This window comes from Arthrobacter sp. JUb119, assembly GCF_024807995.1.
In the GTDB taxonomy this organism is placed as follows: Bacteria; Actinomycetota; Actinomycetes; order Actinomycetales; family Micrococcaceae; genus Glutamicibacter.
The window spans coordinates 356928-373854 of the sequence record NZ_JANUFE010000003.1 but is presented as its reverse complement, the minus strand read 5'-3'; the positions used below and the strand labels follow the sequence as shown (position 1 = coordinate 373854).

Annotated in this window: 14 protein-coding genes and 2 riboswitches; of the genes, 7 read left to right on the top strand and 7 right to left on the bottom strand. The window is 62.1% G+C overall.

Annotated elements, in window-relative coordinates:
• Positions 1 to 109: 109 nt before the first annotated feature.
• From cycA to M2368_RS10660, 4 genes are all read right to left on the bottom strand, one after another.
• On the bottom strand, positions 110 to 1612 hold the full coding sequence (cycA, locus tag M2368_RS10675) for a D-serine/D-alanine/glycine transporter (protein WP_105656110.1): 1503 nt from the start codon (positions 1610 to 1612) through the stop codon (positions 110 to 112).
• Between the two features lie 216 nt (positions 1613 to 1828).
• A riboswitch (glycine riboswitch) is annotated at positions 1829 to 1937 on the bottom strand.
• A riboswitch (glycine riboswitch) is annotated at positions 1938 to 2036 on the bottom strand. It lies immediately after the preceding riboswitch.
• A 228-nt stretch (positions 2037 to 2264) separates the two neighbouring features.
• The gene (locus M2368_RS10670; RefSeq protein ID WP_332727867.1) at positions 2265 to 4523 is read right to left on the bottom strand and encodes a heavy metal translocating P-type ATPase; all 2259 of its coding nucleotides are present in this window, start codon (positions 4521 to 4523) and stop codon (positions 2265 to 2267) included.
• A gap of 56 nt (positions 4524 to 4579) precedes the next feature.
• Complete coding sequence (locus M2368_RS10665) at positions 4580 to 4894, bottom strand: heavy-metal-associated domain-containing protein (protein WP_105656112.1); 315 nt, start codon at positions 4892 to 4894, stop codon at positions 4580 to 4582.
• Between the two features lie 59 nt (positions 4895 to 4953).
• Positions 4954 to 5283: a metal-sensitive transcriptional regulator gene (locus M2368_RS10660; RefSeq protein WP_498724435.1), complete on the bottom strand. Its 330-nt coding sequence runs from the start codon at positions 5281 to 5283 to the stop codon at positions 4954 to 4956.
• Between the two features lie 96 nt (positions 5284 to 5379).
• Between M2368_RS10660 and M2368_RS10655 the strand changes: the two genes are divergently transcribed.
• Together M2368_RS10655 and M2368_RS10650 are read left to right on the top strand one after the other, a co-directional pair.
• Positions 5380 to 6522 (top strand): lipid II:glycine glycyltransferase FemX, encoded by a 1143-nt coding sequence (locus M2368_RS10655; RefSeq protein ID WP_498724434.1) that lies wholly within the window; start codon positions 5380 to 5382, stop codon positions 6520 to 6522.
• 13 nt (positions 6523 to 6535) lie between these two features.
• Entirely contained in the window at positions 6536 to 7810 is a 1275-nt protein-coding gene (locus tag M2368_RS10650) for a carboxylate--amine ligase (protein ID WP_105656115.1), read from the top strand.
• Here M2368_RS10650 and M2368_RS10645 read toward each other — a convergent pair.
• Complete coding sequence (locus M2368_RS10645; RefSeq protein WP_498724433.1) at positions 7771 to 9270, bottom strand: DUF4232 domain-containing protein; 1500 nt, start codon at positions 9268 to 9270, stop codon at positions 7771 to 7773. The two genes, M2368_RS10650 and M2368_RS10645, sit on opposite strands and share 40 nt — an antisense overlap.
• A gap of 109 nt (positions 9271 to 9379) precedes the next feature.
• Between M2368_RS10645 and M2368_RS10640 the strand changes: the two genes are divergently transcribed.
• Complete coding sequence (locus tag M2368_RS10640) at positions 9380 to 9838, top strand: GatB/YqeY domain-containing protein (RefSeq protein WP_105662056.1); 459 nt, start codon at positions 9380 to 9382, stop codon at positions 9836 to 9838.
• Between the two features lie 115 nt (positions 9839 to 9953).
• Positions 9954 to 11201 carry a CynX/NimT family MFS transporter gene (locus tag M2368_RS10635; protein WP_498724522.1) on the top strand — a complete coding sequence of 416 codons (1248 nt, stop codon included), beginning with the start codon at positions 9954 to 9956 and terminating at the stop codon, positions 11199 to 11201.
• On the opposite strand, the gene M2368_RS10630 is transcribed toward M2368_RS10635, so the two are convergent.
• Together M2368_RS10630 and M2368_RS10625 are read right to left on the bottom strand one after the other, a co-directional pair.
• Positions 11198 to 11962 (bottom strand): DUF2786 domain-containing protein, encoded by a 765-nt coding sequence (locus M2368_RS10630; RefSeq protein ID WP_105662055.1) that lies wholly within the window; start codon positions 11960 to 11962, stop codon positions 11198 to 11200. The two genes, M2368_RS10635 and M2368_RS10630, sit on opposite strands and share 4 nt — an antisense overlap.
• 408 nt (positions 11963 to 12370) lie before the next feature.
• Complete coding sequence (locus M2368_RS10625) at positions 12371 to 13036, bottom strand: IclR family transcriptional regulator (protein ID WP_105656120.1); 666 nt, start codon at positions 13034 to 13036, stop codon at positions 12371 to 12373.
• Positions 13037 to 13204: 168 nt separating this feature from the next.
• Between M2368_RS10625 and M2368_RS10620 the strand changes: the two genes are divergently transcribed.
• The 3 genes from M2368_RS10620 (at position 13205) to M2368_RS10610 (ending at position 16847) form a co-directional block, all read left to right on the top strand.
• The gene (locus M2368_RS10620; RefSeq protein ID WP_498724432.1) at positions 13205 to 15103 is read left to right on the top strand and encodes an FAD-dependent monooxygenase; all 1899 of its coding nucleotides are present in this window, start codon (positions 13205 to 13207) and stop codon (positions 15101 to 15103) included.
• A gap of 112 nt (positions 15104 to 15215) precedes the next feature.
• Positions 15216 to 15935 carry an AAA family ATPase gene (locus M2368_RS10615; protein ID WP_105656122.1) on the top strand — a complete coding sequence of 240 codons (720 nt, stop codon included), beginning with the start codon at positions 15216 to 15218 and terminating at the stop codon, positions 15933 to 15935.
• A gap of 84 nt (positions 15936 to 16019) precedes the next feature.
• Positions 16020 to 16847: a PspA/IM30 family protein gene (locus M2368_RS10610; RefSeq protein WP_498724431.1), complete on the top strand. Its 828-nt coding sequence runs from the start codon at positions 16020 to 16022 to the stop codon at positions 16845 to 16847.
• Positions 16848 to 16927 lie beyond the last annotated feature (80 nt).

The following is a 16927-nucleotide window of genomic DNA, read 5'->3' as shown; positions in this document are numbered from 1 at the left end:
TGATCGCATCGACCCCGGCTATTGCGGTAGCGATCCCAGCGACTATGCAGTTAGGCCCCGGCATCTGGTGATGCCGGGGCCCGGCTGAGAGAGCTGTCAAGTGCTCGGGCTACTGGCGGATGTCCTCGGCAACCTGTGCGGCGGTTTCCGCTTCGCGCTTGGCGAAGGATTCCGCATCACGGTAGGCGGAGGCCTCATAGCGTTCGTGCGCCACCTTGGCCAGGTGCGCGGCGCGCAGTGCCTGGTGCTGGGGGTTGCGGCGGATGACCAGGTAGCCTGCAGCCAGGATCAGGAACCAGATCGGGGTAATGGCCATAGCCATGAGGGTATCGGTCTGGGTGGTCAGGGCCCACAAGATGAAGCCGAAGAATGCCAGCACAACATATGGCATGAAGCTGCCGCCAGGGACCTTGAACTTCGATGCGTCGTGCAGGTGCGGGCGACGAGCACGGAAGACCAGGTAGCTGAGCAGGATGATGGTCCAGACGAACATGAAGCACAGGGCCGAGACGGTGGTGACCAGTGTAAATGCTCCCATGACCGAATCGCCGCCGTAGAGCAGTGCGACGCCGGCCAGCAGGAACATGCAGGAGAACATCAGGGCGTTGCGCGGAACCTTGCGGCCTGACAGCTTGGTGAACGTCTTCGGTGCATCGCCTTCCATGGACAGGCCACGGAGCATGCGGGAGGTCGAGTAGATACCCGAGTTGGCGCTCGAAGCCGCCGAGGTAAGGACCACGAAGTTGATGATGCCAGCGGCGCCAGCCAGACCGGCCAGGGCGAACATGCCCACGAATGGCGATTGCGCAGCGGAGAACAGATCCCAGGGGGTCACGGCCATCAGGATGATCAGCGCGCCAACGTAGAAGAACAGGATGCGGACAGGAATCGAGTTGATTGCCTTGGGCAGGGTCTTTTCGGGGTCCTTGGTTTCCGCCGCGGTGGTGCCAACCAGCTCAATGCCAACGAAGGCGAAGACCGCGATCTGGAAACCGGCTACGAAGCCCATGAAGCCGGTCGGGAACATGCCGCCGTCGTTCCACAGGTTAGCGAAGGATGAAGAAGCACCGTTGTGCTCGAAACCGGTGATCACCATAACCAGGCCAACCACGATCAGTGCGCCGATGGCGACGATCTTGATCAGCGAGAACCAGAATTCGGTTTCGCCAAAAGCCTTCACTGTCGCCAGGTTCAGAACCAGCAGCAGTACGATACAGGCCAGTGCCGGGATCCATAGCGGCAAATCGCCCCACCAGAAGGCGACATAATGGGCGATGGCCACGACGTCGGCGATGCCGGTGACAACCCAGCAGAACCAGTAGGTCCAGCCGGTAAAGAATGCGGCCCAAGGGCCTAACAGGTCGCCGGCGAAGTCGGCGAAGCTCTTGTAGTTCAGGTTGCTCAACAGCAGTTCGCCCATGGCGCGCATGACGAAGAACAGCATGAAGCCAATGATCATGTAGACGAAGATGACCGACGGGCCGGCTACCGAGATGGTCTTGCCGGAGCCCATGAACAAGCCGGTGCCGATGGCGCCGCCAATGGCGATCAGCTGGATGTGACGATTGGAGAGCCCTCGTTCGAGTGCGGGGCCAGAACTGGTGGTACTCATGCTGATTGCCTTCCAGGAGTGTGGTGTGACGCCTCGAAGCGCTCCTGCCCCCAAGCCCTGAAGGCTTGGAGAGCAGCTGTTCGCTTTGAAGAACGCATCCGATTAGGAAGGATTCCAGCTGGGCATTGCGCGGCATGCTGCGCTCAGAGCAGTTGCTGCGAATGCCACGGGGAGTCCCTCGAAACTGGTGCGCTCGGTGCGGCACTGTTCTTGGTCCCTCCCCAATCTGTATTACAACCTGAGAGTTTTCACTTCCACCCGAATACTGGGTGAAGCTTGCTCCTTCGGTGAGCCCGGACGAACCTGGGCTGCTTTCCAGAGGTGCCTGTTCGTAGCGGTACAGGTGCCTGAGAGTTTCCCGGGGAGGAAATTGCTCCTACGGCGCCCGCCCATGGTGTGAGCGGATCTCTCCCGCCACGCATCAACGGCATATGTGGTGATTGCCATCACAGTATGCGCAGAAAAATGAACGTGGTGCAAGTCGCAATTTCACACTTCGGGCCCCGGATAACCGCTTGGCCACGCCAATCGTGGAAAGTGGCTGGCGAAATGGGGGATTCTCCGCTTCGTAATGATTCGGGAAGCAAGGGCATGGATGCGGCAAAGCGGGGCATCGGTTCAACCGATGCCCCGCGTGGGGAGGTACGGAGGGCTACTTCCCGAACCGTCGCAGCCGCAGCGAGTTCAGTACCACCAGCACCGAGCTGGCTGCCATGGCCGCTCCGGCGATCATCGGGTTCAGCAAGCCCAGGGCCGCAATCGGAATGCCGGCAGTGTTGTAGGCGAAAGCCCAGAACAGGTTCATCTTGATGGTGGACAGGGTTCGGGCCGACAGGTCGATGGCCTGCGTGACCTGATGCAGGTCGTTACCCATCAGGGTGATGTCCGCGGCTTCGATGGCCACATCGGTGCCCGAGCCCATGGCGATGCCGAGGTCGGCCTGCGCCAGTGCTGGCGCGTCATTCACGCCATCGCCCACCATGGCCACGACCTTGCCCTGCTCTTGCAATGAGGTGATCGCCTGGGCCTTGCCGGCAGGGAAGACCCCGGCGAATACGTCCTCGGCCTTGATGCCTACCTGGGCGGCAACCTCGGTAGCCACCGACTGGTTGTCGCCGGTCAGCAGCACCACGCGCAGGCCGCGCTCCTGGAGTTCGGCAATAGCTTTTGCGGAGCTGTCCTTGATCTTGTCCGCCACCGAGATCACTGCCTGGAACTGCTGGTCCACCGCGACCAGGATGGCGGTCGCGCCGGCCTGCTCGGCTTCCGCGAGCATGGCCTTGGCGGAGTCATCCAAGGACGCGCCCTGGGCTTCGAGCCAGCTGAAGCGGCCTACGGCAACGCGATGCCCGTTGACCGTGCCGACCACGCCGCCGCCCGGATCGGAATCGAAGTCGCTGGCTTCGGGCAGCGGGCCCAAGCCGGCTGCGGCCTTGGCGATGGCCTGGGCGATCGGATGCTCGGAATGGTGCTCCACGGCACCGGCCAAGGCCAGGACCTCATCGGGATCGACCCCGTCGATGGCCTGGGTGCCCTGGTGGGCCATGACCCCGGTGGTCACGGTGCCGGTCTTGTCCAGCACGATGGTGTCCAGCTTGCGGGTATCTTCCAGGACCTGCGGCCCGCGGATCAGGATGCCCAGCTGCGCGCCGCGTCCGGTGCCGACCAGCAAGCCGATCGGGGTCGCCAGGCCCAATGCGCAGGGGCAGGCGATGACCAGCACGGCGACCGCAGCGGTGAACGCCTGGTAGGGATCGCCGCTGGCAAAGAACCAGGTCACGAACGTGAGCAGCGCAATGGCCAGTACGATCGGCACGAAGACGGAGGATATCCGGTCAGCCAGGCGGGCAATGGGCGCCTTGCCCGATTGGGCTTCGGAGACCAGCTTGCCCATCTGGGCCAAGGTGGTGTCCGCGCCAACGCGGGTAGCTTCGATCACCAGCCGGCCCGAGGCATTCAAGGTCGCGCCGGTGACTTCATCGCCGGGCCCGGCCTTCTGCGGGACCGATTCGCCCGTAAGCAGCGAGGTGTCTACCGCGCTGGCGCCGTCAATGACCACGCCGTCAGTAGCGATCTTCTCGCCGGGGCGCACCACGAAATGGTCCCCGACCTGCACCTGCCCGGCCGGGATTTTCACTTCCGCGCCGTCGCGAAGCACCACTGCATCCTTGGCGCCCAGGTTCAGCAAGGACTTCAGCGCATCGGATGCCGAGGACTTGGCGCGGTGCTCCAGGAAACGGCCCAGCAGCAGCAAGGTGGCCACGACGCCGGCAGTTTCAAAGTAGAGCGCATGCTCGGACATGGACATGCCGATATGGGCGGTCAGCTGCGGATCGAGGATCAGCTGCACTGCAGAGAAGAAGTAGGCCGCGAGCACACCGAGGGAAACCAGAGTGTCCATGGTCGAGGCCAGGTGCCGTGCGTTGACGGCCGCTGCCTTGTGGAAAGGCCAGGCGCCGTAAAAGACCACGGGAGTGGCCAGCGCGAAGGCGACCCAACCCCAATGCGGGAACTGCGCTGCGGGAATCATGGAAATGATGAACAGCGGAATGGTGAAGATCGCGGAGACCAGCAGGCGGCGCAGCAGGTGGTTGGGCACCATGTGCTCGTGCCCGCCGTGATCATGCTCCCCGTGTCCCTGGTGATCCGAACCGGCGGGTTTGGGCGGGTGCTTGAGGGAAGCGGTATAGCCGGCGGCTTGCACCGTATCGATCAGTGCCTCATCGGTGACATCGGCTGGGACCTGGACCTTGGCGGTTTCCAGGGGCAGGTTCACCGTCGCGCTGACACCGGGCAGCTTGCCGAGTTTGCGTTCCACCCGATTCACGCACGAGGCGCAGGTCATTCCCTGGATGTCCAGATCGACGGTGCGCAATTCGGGGATTGTTTCATGCGGGGCATGGGAAGTCATGATTTACGACCTTGCACTTTCTTGCCGTTGTGGCTTGGTGCCTGGCTTTTTTGCGGCTAGGCGTTAATTGCTTCGACGGTGTAACCAGCCTCGTCGATGGCATTGCGAATGCTCTCTTCGCTTACGGTTGCGCTGGTGGTGACGTTGGCGGTGGACACGCCCTTCGCATCGAGGAACACTTCCACCTCTTGCACCCCATCAAGCTCCTTGAGCTCCTCGGTGACAGAGGATACGCAGTGGCCGCAGGTCATGCCGGAGATCTTGATTTCCACATGGCTAGTCAGCGGGGTGCTCTGCTCGCGGGGAATGATCTGCAGGCCCTGGTTGGAGTTCTTTTCCGAGGAGCATCCGCAATTGCAGTTGTGGCTCATGATCTTGCTCTCTTTCGATGAATTCTGTGTGAATTGGAAATGGGTCCGTTGGGGCGCGCTCAGCGCACCAAACGGGAGATGGCGGCCGTGGCCTCGGCGATTTTGTCTTGCACGATGGATGGATCACCCGTCTCGATGGATGACTTGGCCGCATCAACCACGCAATGGCCGATATGGTCATCGATCAGCTGCACGCTGACCTTGTGCAATGCCGCGTTGATAGCGGAGATCTGGGTCAGGATGTCGATGCAGTACTTGTCTTCATCTACCATCTTGGCCACTCCGCGCACCTGGCCTTCAATGCGCTTCAGGCGTCGTTCCAAGGCGCTTTTATCCGCGTGATAGCCGTGGTGCTCAGCTGTTTCATATCGCGTGTGGTTGGTATCCATATAACGATCATACCCCCTAGGGGTATTAAGTCAAGTACCCCCTGGGGGTATCCAGCATCCCCCAGCCGGAGAGGGAAGCACGGTAGGATTTCACCCGTGAGCCACAACGAACTTCATGTGCGTCCGATTTCCGGCACCGAGCACTCATCATTCCTTGAGACCGCCCAAGACGTCAGCTTCCTGCAGCGTCCCGAATGGGCCCAGGTCAAGGGCGGCTGGCGCGGTGAATCCCTCGGCTGGTTCGAGGAAGACGAGCTGGTAGGCGCGGCACTGGTGCTGCATCGTGCAGCCCCGGTCATCAAGAAGACCCTCGCCTACATCCCCGATGGCCCGGTCATCGACTTCGGCACCTATGCTCCTGGACAGGTAATCCAGCCGCTGGCCGCCTACCTGAAGAATCGTGGCGCATTCCAGCTGAAGATGGGCCCGGGACTGGCCGTGCGCACCTGGGGTGCCGCCGCGGTGCGCAAGAACCTGGGCAAGGAAGGGTTCACCCAGCTCGCTGACCTTGAAACCCAGAGCACCTCAGGCACCGCGCTAGCGCTGAATGACGCCTTGCTGGAAATGGGCTTCTCCAAAGAAGATGTGGGACTGGACTTCGCTGCGGGCCAGCCGGAATTCGTGGCCCGCGTGGCGTTGCAAGATGATGACGGCAACCAGCTGGACGTGGACCAGGTCATGGCCAGCTACTCGGCGACCACCCGCAACGAGACCCGCAAGGCGCTGAAGAGCACCCTGGAAATCGAAGTCGGCCAGACCAAGGACATTGCCCGCTTCCATGCCCTGTACAACCACACCGCGGATCGCCAGGACTTCACCGGCCGCCCGCTGGGCTACTTCGAGAAGATGCACACCGTGCTCAACGAAGCGGTGCCGGGCTCCTGCACCCTGTACATCGCCAGCAATGAAGGCGTGGACCTGGCCGCATCCATTGTCATCCGTTCCTCGAACCTGGCCTGGTACCTGTACGGCGCTTCCTCCTCGGAGCAGCGCAAGCTGTTCGCGCCGAAGGCGATCATGCAGCACATGGTCATCGATTCCATCGAGGCAGGTTGCCGCTATCTGGACCAGGGCGGCGTGAGCGCGACCCTGGACAAGGAGCACCACCTCTCGGGGCTGACCAAGTTCAAGACCAACACCGGCTGCGACATCGTGCAGACCAACGGCGAGTGGGACCTGGCGCTGAACAAGCCCCTGGCGTGGGCCTTCGAAAAATACATGAACTGGCGCAAGAAGTAGGGAAAACACCACTTTGGCAATCGATCCAACCCAGCCATTTGTCCCGGTCATCCTCGGCGGGGACATCGGCACCTACACCTTGGCGCGCGAATTCTACGAGGCCTACGGGGTGCGCTCGGTGGTTCTGCCGGCTGCCGGCAACGGCGTCATCGAGCACTCGGTAGCCATCGAACTGCGCCCCATCGGCTCCATGGCCGACGAGGGACGCGTAGTCGCGGCCCTGGTCGAGCTGGCCGATGAGCTGAAGGCCGCGGCGGATCGGCCGCTGATGCTTTTCGGCTCCCTGGACTTCCACATCATGCTGATCGCCAAGAACCGTGAGCAGCTTGAGGAACAGTACGTCATCCCGTACCCCCAGCTGGAAACCATCGAGGGTGCGGCACTGAAAGAGAACTTCTACGCGCTCGCCGAAAAATTGGGCATCGCCCATCCGCGCACCGCCGTGTATTACCCGGGAACCCCGCTGGATTCGCTGGTAGGTTCCTTCGACTACCCGGTCATCGGCAAGCCATCGAGCTCCGCGGATTGGATCGCCGCCAAGTTCGAGGGCAAGCAGAAAATCCACACCATCGACAGCCGCGCCGACCTCGAAGCCCTGGTTTCCAGAATCGATGGCAGCGGCTACGACTCGGGCTACATCTTCCAGGAGTACATTCCGGGTGGAGATGACGCGATGCGCCTGTGCACCTACTTCGCCACCCAGGAAGAAAAGGTCATCTTCGCCGGCTACGGCGAAGTGGTGATCGAGGAGCATGCCCCGCTGGTGCTGGGCAATTCGGCCGCCATTGTCAGCGGTCGCAACGATGCGATGGCCGCCGATGGCGCGCGCATGCTCGAAGAACTGGGCTGGCGCGGAATTGCCATGATCGATGCCAAATACGATCACCGCGATGGCCAGATCAAATTCTTCGAGATCAACCCGCGCCTGGGCCGCAACCACTTCTACCTGACCGCAGCCGGGGTGAACCCGGCCCGTTTCTATGTCACCGAGTTCCTCGGCGCGCAGTTCGATCAGTCGAACCCGGAAACCGACGCGGTGGTGGACACCGGCACAGGTGTCTTGCAGCTGTCGCGCCAGCGGCTATTCACCGTGCTGCCGCACCACTTGCTGCGCCGCTTCCTGGACAGCGGAACCGGCCGCAAGGCAGAAGCACTGCTCAAGGCAGGCAAGGTCTCGAACCCGTTGAAGTTCGCAGCCGAGAAGAACCCTCGCCGCAAGCTCTATCTGCTGTTGAATGCGGCCAACCACTACCGCAAGTTCAAGGCGTTCCCGCCGCGCACCCAGTAGGCTTGCCCAGGCCCAGGCCCAGGCCCAGGCCCAGGCCCAGGCCTAGGAGTGGCCGGTGGTTGTGGTTTGAAGGCGTCTCCAGGAATTGCCCACCCGTCGCGCGCCTGTACCCAGGGGCTTTGGGCGATCTGCGCCCCGTCCAGGATGTCAAGGGACGTCGGCTGGCCATCGTATTGGGGTGCGAGCTGGACCGGTTTCATTCCCTTGGCTGCGGCGATGACCAGGGCAACGGTTTCATCCGGATCCTGGGACGTTGACATGGCATTCCAATCCAGCGTCGAAATCACCGCTTCGCCGGAAGGGATGGCAACGCGTTCAAGGAGGATATCCGGTTCGGGCTGCAGCTCGATATCCGGCTGGGCATCGCCGGCCTCGTTGAGGAAATCGATCTGCGGGTAGGACTGCAACGCGCACGAGCGAGCAGAAATGTTCTTGGCGTAGACCGCCATGTACCGTGAACCGGCAGCTGCATCGGGTGCGCCGAGGGCTATTTCCAAGTCCCCCTCTGCGCACAACGGAGCTGGCTGATTCGCTGGCCAGCTTTTGACCTTGTCGGGAAGAACCACAGGCTTGGGGATCAGCCATTGTGGTTTCTTGTTTCCAACCCAGCCTTCAGCAAGGACCTCGTATCGAGGCGATGCCAGCTTGTAGGGCATGGGCTCGCCAAAGGGACCATGCCGCTCCAGCCATAAGCGGGTTTCCTTTTCCGCCTCTGCTGGCGCCTCGTTGCCGAGGACCAGGTTCAATCCGGAATGGTCAATGCTGGCGCTCTCGAAGAAACCTCGCTTGGCCGCCTCGATAAGAAGCTGGAGCTCGGGAATATCAGTGCGATTCGCGGGCGAATAGCGCACGGATCGATCTGCTAGTGCCAAATCGGTGGGGTGCTTGGCCTGTGCAGCGAATTTTCCCAGCGCCAGCAGCTGCTCCAAATTAAACGCCGTGGCCGAGTAGTTAGCCGCACTTGCCGCGCCGAGCCCGCGTAGGCGGAATGCGAATGAAGCCCTCTCACCGAGAAGACCAGGCTTCGCTTGCTCTTCGCCTCCAAAGTGCGAAAAATTGTCGGAGACTTCCAGTGGGTAGGTTTTCGTCTTTGAGCCTGGGATATTCTGGGGTTCACCGGCGACAAAGGCCAGGTCGATGTTCCGCAAGCTCAGGGCATGGGCCCCAGCCTGGATCTGTTGTGCCATCTCCCGCACGATTACTTCCGCTTGTGCAGGATCGAGCTGATCCGAGAGCACGAATTGCAGGTCAACTGACAGATCCGGTGCGGCCAAGACATCGTGATCCATGACCTCGGAGGACATCTGGACGCCAAGGACCCCGTCCCGGTCCTCGACGGCTGCAACGAAATCGCAAACTTCATCGGGCGCGTCGCAGGAATTCCATGGCTGCCAGATCACCAGGATGGCTGCGATAAGAGCCAGTGCGATGACGCTAGCTCCAGCGCGCAGTGAATTCATCTGGCTACTGTATCAAATGCGACCTCATGCTTGACCGCTGGTACTCCGGAAAACGGTAACGGGATAATGCGAGTAAAATTTCAAGCACACGTATTGAAAGCGAGTTCTCATGAGTTTGAAAGATCGCCTGCGCGATGACAGCATCGCCCATCTGAAGGCCGGCAACGAGCTGGAGAAGACGACCCTGCGCAATATCCTCAGTGCCATCGGCACCAAGGAGAAGTCGGGAAAGAACCCCAGCGAGCTCAACGACCAGGATGTCGAGAACCTGCTTCGCAAGGAAGTCGGCAACCGCGAGGAAACTGCTGGCCTGGCCGCCAAGGACGGCCGCACCGAATTGGCTGAACGCGAATTGGCCGAAGCCGCCTTCATCTCCACGTACCTGCCCAAGATGCTTGACGAAGCGCAAGCCCAGGACATTGTCGAGAGGATCATGGCCGAACTTGCAGCCGATCACGACCTGACCATGAAGGACATGGGCCAGGCCATGAAGCTGGTCGGCGCCGAAATCGCTGGCCGCTTCGATGGCAAGGCTGTCTCCCAGATGGTGCGCGCCAAACTGGGCTAGCCAACACTGGACTTTTCATTCGGCACGGGCCGTCCCACTTTTGGGGCGGCCCGTTGCCGTAGTCCAGGCAACGGGGATGGGATCCGGGTTTTGAAGCAGATAGTCTGTGGATACCATGCCTGACTTCCCGAAAAACCGCGCCACCCTGTCCAAGGGCTCTGGCGCACTGCTGATCCTTGCCATCATCCTGGCCTCGCTGAACCTGCGTCCTGCCGTCACCTCCTTGGGGTCCCTGCTTGATCTGGTGATTGGCGACCTGCAGATGAATGGCTTCGTGGCCGGAATGATCACCGGCATCCCTCCACTGTGCTTCGCGCTGCTGGGTCCCTTGGCGCCGCGGCTGGCCCGGAAGCGCGGACCGGAACTAGTGGTGGCCTCAGCCATGGGTGCTGTCCTGTTGGGCATTGCCCTGCGCGCGGTGGCTCCGGGGACCGGATTCTTCCTGCTGTGCACCGCATTGGCCCTTGCGGGCATCGCGGTGGGCAACATTCTCATGCCGGTACTGGTCAAGCGCTGGTTCCCGGGAAAGATCGGGATTGTCACCGGCGCCTACACTACGGCGGTTGCCTTGGGTGCTTCCGGAGTTGCGGGGGTCGCCGTGCCGGTGAATCAGATGCTCGGCGGAAACTGGCGCGTGGGCTTGGGATTCTGGGCAATTCTGGCCTTGCTGGCGCTGGTGCTGTGGCTTTTGGTGTACTTCGGGATGCGCAACCAAATCGCAGCCCAGCAGCAGCATCTTGCCAGTAACTCAAATGATGCGGCCGGCATCGGGCCGATGAGCAAGAACGCCACCGCATGGTGGGTGGCGTTGTTCTTCGGCGGGCAGTCCGCCGTGGCTTATATCTTCATGGGGTGGCTGCCCAAGATCTTCATCGACTTGGGAGTCTCGCCGGCATTCGCTGGATCCCTGCTGGCGATCCTGCTGGGTGTGGGCGTGCCTTTGTCCTTCGTGATGCCGGCGCTCGCTGCCAAATTCTCGAACCAGGCGCCACTGGTGATCTTCAACGGTGCCGTGGGCATCATCGCGATCATCGGCATGCTGCTTGCTCCGGTCCAGGGAGCGGTGCTGTGGGCGGTGCTGCTGGGCATTTGCGGGTCGAACTTCCCGCTGGCCTTGACCATGATCGGCTTAAAGGCCCGCACCGCCGCGGGTGTCTCGAAGCTCTCCACCTTCGGCCAGTCTGCGGGCTATCTGCTGGCGTTCCCCGGTCCGTTCCTGGTCGGGGTGCTGCACGAAACTTCGAGTTCATGGGTTGCGCCAATGTGGCTTATTGCCGGCTTGATCGTTTTCCAGACCCTGGTCGGCATCATGGCCGGGCGTCCGCGCTACATCGAGGACACGCAACTAGAGCAAGTGCGCTAGCTGGCGACTTCGCCGGTCGCGGCTGAGTCGACGTGCTTGTCGAAACCGAGATCTGCCTGGCTTCCTGCGACCCGTCCGGCCAATGAGGCATTGGCGCTTCCGGCTGCGGCGCGGTTCCTGCTGCGGCGCAGGAACGGATATTGGTTGCTGACGAATTCGTCGACCTGTTCCTTGCGGCTAGCCAGGACCAGTTCGGTCCCGCTGCCGCTGTGCACGCTTTCTTCCTGGTAGAGGATGGCGATGCGCGAAGCGACTTGCAGGTAGAAGCTGCGCTGGAATTCGCGGCGTTCAATGGTTTTCTCGGAATCGGTGTACCAGTTCGCGTAGAGCTTGCCCTCCTGTGCCCACCAGTGGGCCATGGCAGCAGTCGCCTGGACAACCAAGGAGGCGAAGAGATTCTTGACGGTAGCTACATCCGATTCATGGCCGATGATGTACAGCCTGCACGAGGTCGAGTAGTTGCTTTGCAGCATGGACACCGTGCGGAAGGCCCGGCCCACAGCGGACAGGCCATCGCGCTGTCCCAGGCGGTAGACGCCGCGCATATCGAAGTGCTCCTCGATAATGGCTTCCTTCTTCTTGCCCCGGTGGGCCGAGTCGGCATCCAGTTCCGCACGGCCGATGCCATAGCGCACCATGAGCCGTTCGGCATGTTCCTGGAAGGCCTGCGCTTCGTGCGGAAAAGTGGTGTTCTCGGCCTTGTTCAGCAATAGGGCAATGCGTTCTTTCAAGCGTTGCAGCTTTTGCTCAGAGGTGCTCATGGCTTCTTCCTTGCTAGCGGTCCGGCGGTGGCGAAGCGGTCATATCCGGTTCTCTGCATTAGTTTGCCACGAGGTGCAGAGCCCTGCTTGAGGGGCTGTGGGTAACTGCCGCCAGTGGACCCTAGCCGGTTGTGCAAACCGCGCGTAGAGTGAAGGCACCAAGCAGGTCCAGCAGGCCCGCGAACTTCGCTTCGCGGCTGGTCATCGGAGGTTGTGATGGGTGATTTTCGTGCATACACCATGGAAGAGCGGGCCACGTACCTGGCTCCTTCATGCGATCGCTGCGGGCAGCACCGCCACATAGTGTGGGAGAAGGTTGAAGGAACCCAGACCTACCGTCCGCGTGATGCGGGGTGCTCCAATGAGGCCTGCACCGCCTAGCTAGCGCAGCGTGCGGGCAGGTACCGCTCACGAGCGGATGCCCAGGCTTGCCGAGATGCGTGCCGAGGCGGCCGTAAGCACGGCTGCAATGTGGTTGCGATCGCGTTCCAGTGGCGGGTAGATGACGGCGATGGCCGCGGGCTTGCCCTGCGGGAGCACCAGCGGAACGGCAATCGAGGTCAACCCCGGGATCACTTCGTCATGGCTGAATTCGAAGTCCTTGGCCGGGTGCTCCTGGGGATTGAGCATGGAACGGATGACCCGTCCAGGTGCGCCGTTGTCGATCGGATGGCGGGTGCCCGGGCGCTGGGCCACGGTGGCATCGGCGAGCCGGGGTTCTGCGGTGCTCAGGGTAACGGCTGCCTCGCCATCGAAGACGACAAGCAGCGCCGTCATCTGCAGCTCATCGGAGACGGTGGCCAGATGCGGTGCGGCCGCGGCCTGCAGGGACTTGGCGACGTTGCGCGCCAGCGCGCCCAGGCGGGCTCCCAATTCGAGCTCGCCTGCCGGATTGCGTTCCACGAATCCGTACTGCTCGAAGGTCTTGACCAGCCGGTAGGCCATGGAGCGGTGCACGCCTAGCAGTCCGGCGAGTTCCGAGACGCTCAGCGGCGTCGCGGATTCCCCGATCAGGGTCAGTGCCTCTAGCCCGCGGCCCAGGGTCTGCGAACCGCCTTCGGTGGTTTTGCTCATGTTCCAATCATTCCATCTGGCCTGCGCAGATGCCTGCCGCGCTGTTCCCGGTGTGATCCACGTCTTGCCTACAGCCTACGTGAAAGCTACGATTGTTTCTATAGTTAGGACAGTGTCGCAATTATAGAGACAATGAAGTTCAGCGGCACAGCGATAGGGAGCCACATTATGCAGATTCACCACAGGGGATACGTTTCCGGGGATCCACGGGTCAAGGAAGCAGCCGGTTACGGCATTGACCGCGCCGAGCAAATTCCCGATGAAATGGATGTGCTGATCGTTGGAACCGGTCCGGCGGCCGCCGTGGTGACCGCGCAGCTCTCGCGCTTCCCGAGCATCAACGCCCGCGCCATCGAGATGCGCCCGGGCCGGCTCGACGTCGGCCAGGCCGACGGCATCCAGGCCCGCTCGGTGGAAACCTTCCAGGCTTTCGGCTTCGCCAACGAGGTTATCGAAGAGGCCTACCGCAATGTCGAAATGTGCTTCTGGACCCCGGACCCCGAGAACCCGGCGAACATCAAGCGCCATTCGCGTGCTGCCGACGACTCCACCGGAATGAGCGAATTCCCGCACATCTACGTGAACCAGTCGCGCATCCTGGACTACTTCCTGCGTGACGCCGAACGCGCGCCGGGCAAAATCACCCCGGACTACGGCGTGGAATACCTCGGCTGCGAGATCGACCCGGACGCCGAATACCCGGTGTCCGCGCGCATCAAGTACGTGGCGGGGCCGCGTACTGGCGAAGAGCGCACCGTGAAGGCCAAGTACCTGGTTGGCGGCGACGGCGCGCGCAGCCAGGTGCGCCGCTCGCTGGGCCACAAGCTGCACGGCGATGCGGCCCTGCATGCCTGGGGCGTCATGGACGTCATGGTCAACACCGACTTCCCGGACATCCAGGTCAAATGCTCCATCCAGTCCCACGACGCGGGCAATATCCTGCTCATCCCGCGCGAGGGCGGCTATCTGGTCCGCTTCTACGTGGACCTGGGCGAGCTGACCGCCGAGGATGCCGGGGCCATCCGCAACACCCCGGTCGAGGAAATCGTGGCCACGGCCAACCGCATCATCCACCCGTACACCATGGACGTGAAGAACGTCGCCTGGTTCTCGGTCTACGAGGTGGCCCACCGGATCACCGACGGCTTCGACGACGTTTCCGATGAGGAGCGCGGCACCCGCTGCGCGCGCGCCTTCATCATGGGCGATGCCTGCCACACCCACTCGGCCAAGGCCGGGCAGGGCATGAACGTGTCCATCCAGGACGGCTTCAACCTGGGCTGGAAGCTGGCCGCCGTGCTCGAAGGCCGCGCCCCGGATGCGCTGCTGGATACCTACGCCGGGGAACGCAAGGTCATCGCGCAGAACCTGATCGACTTCGACAAGGAATGGTCCACCCTGATGGCCAAGTCGGTGGACGATTGGGAAGACCCTGACGAGCTGGAGAAGTACTACACCAAGACCCAGGAATTCCCTGCCGGGTTCATGACGCAGTACACCCAATCGCCGATCACCGCCGGCCTGGAGCACCAGGATCTGGCCCCGGGCTTCCCGGTGGGCAAGCGCTTCAAATCCGCCGAGGTCATTCGCCGTTCGGATAACCGCTGGCGCCACCTGGGCCACTTCCACGAGGCTGACGGACGCTGGCGCATCTACGCCTTCGCCGATGCGGCAGCACCGGCACTGGAGGGCACCGCAATGGCCGACTTCGCCGCTTGGTGGAGCGCCGATCCGGCATCGCCGCGCAACCTGTACACCCCGGCAGGCGGGGACGAGGATGCCGTTTTCGATACCAAGGCCATCTACCAGCAGGACTATACGCAGGTCGAGCTGCATGATGTGCCCAAGGCCTTCCAGCCGCTGAAGGTCCCGTACGGCCTGCACGACATCAACCAGGTATTCGCAGCCGGCCACGGCCGCGACATCTTCCGCGACCGCGAAATCAGCAAGAACGGCGCCATCGTGGTGGTCCGCCCGGATCAGTACGTCGCCGGGATCTTCCCGCTGGATGCGCGTGAGGAGATCGCCGGGTTCTTCGCCGGGAACATGCTTCCGGTCAACGGCTAGAAAACCCTATTGGCTCTTTTGGCCGCACCCTGCTGAACCATGGGTGCGGCCAAGGGGCCAAGCCTGCATAACTGCCGCCAAGCTGTCGCGCGCTGCTGGTAGCCTCGGGTGCATGAGCGCACTTTTCGACACGCTGCCGGTTCGCCGCGTCACCGAACATCCCAAGGCACCCATGGATCGTTCCGACTGGGCCGCCCAGATCCCGGCGGTGCAGCAACTGCTTGACGAGGGCCTTGAACTAGGCCAGCTGACTGTGCTGGTGGGGGAGAACGGCGCAGGAAAATCGACACTCGTCGAGGCGATTGCAGCGGCCTTTGGGCTGAATGCCGAGGGCGGAACCCGCAACAGCATGCACCAGACCCAACCAACCGAATCCGGGTTGTCCTCGCACCTGCAATTGGAACGCGGAGCCGGTGCGTCCAAGGCCGGCGTGTTCTTGCGCGCGGAAACCATGCACGGGCACTTCGCCTATCTGGGCTCCATCGGCTCGCGCGGAAAGCACAATTTCCAGAGCCATGGCGAATCCTTCGTCGAGTTCTTCACCGAGCGCTCGTATGTCAATGGGTTGTGGGTTTTCGACGAAGCCGAATCAGCGCTGTCCTTCAATGGCTGCCTCATGCTGCTCTCGCATATTGCAGATCTGTTGCGTTCCGGTTCCCAGGTAATTCTCTCCACCCACTCGCCAATTCTTGCTTCCTTGCCGGAGGCGCGAATCTATGAAATCGGGGAGTGGGGCATCCGCGAATCGGACTACGACGAGTTGGACATGGTGCGGAACTGGCGGCTTTTCCTGGATGCCCCGGGACGGTACCTGCGCCATTTCAATGACTAGATTGCCGACGCAGCGTGGTCTTCGGTTAGAGCGGCGCTGCTAATTCCCCTAAGCTTTAAGCAACGGAAGACGAAGGGACGCACTATGGCCAAGAAGCGCTCAATTTGGGCTCGAATGTTCGGTATCGGCAAGGCTAACGCCAACGCCGCTTTGGATGCTCTGGAGGATCCGAAGAAGATGCTGGACCAGTCGGTTCGCGAATACACCAACAACATTGCCCGGGCCGAGCAGGCGGTTGCCCAGACCATCGGCAACCTGCGCATGGCCGAGGACGACCACGCCAAGTTCCAGCAGGAAGCCAAGGACTGGGGCAACAAGGCGCTGGCCGCGTCGAACAAGGCTGACGAATATTCTGCCGCCGGTGACAGCACCAACCAGCAGAAGTTCAACCAGCTGGCCACGGTGGCCATCCAGCGCCAGATGGACGCCGAGAAGCGCGCCAAGAACCTGGGATCCACGATCACCACCCAGCGTGATGTCGTGGCCAAGCTGAAGACCGGTCTGAACACCATGCAGACCAAGCGCCAGGAACTGGTGGCCAAGCGCGATGAGCTGGTGGCCCGCGCGCGCAATGCCAAGACCCAGAACCAGATGATGGACACCCTCAAGGCCCTGGACATCAACGACCCGACCAGCGAGATCAGCCGCTTCGAGCAGCAGATCCGCCAGGACGAAGCCAAGGTCCGCGGTGCGCAGGAACTGGCGGCCTCTTCCCTGGATGCGCAGTTCGCGCAGCTGGAAGACCTCGGTGCCGAGACCGAAGTTGATGCGCGCTTGGCAGCCTTGAAGGCCAGCAACGCCCCGCAGGACATCCTCGAGGAAGCCGACGGCGCAGCGCAGATCGAAGCCGGCGCACCGCAGGTTTCCGAGATCGAAGCACGCCTGGCTGCCTTGAAGAAGAACCAGGCCTAGGTCCTAGCCACAAGCGCCAAAGCGTCCCTTCCCGGATCACTACTGATCCGGGAAGGGACGCTTTGCCTTTTTCGTGGGAA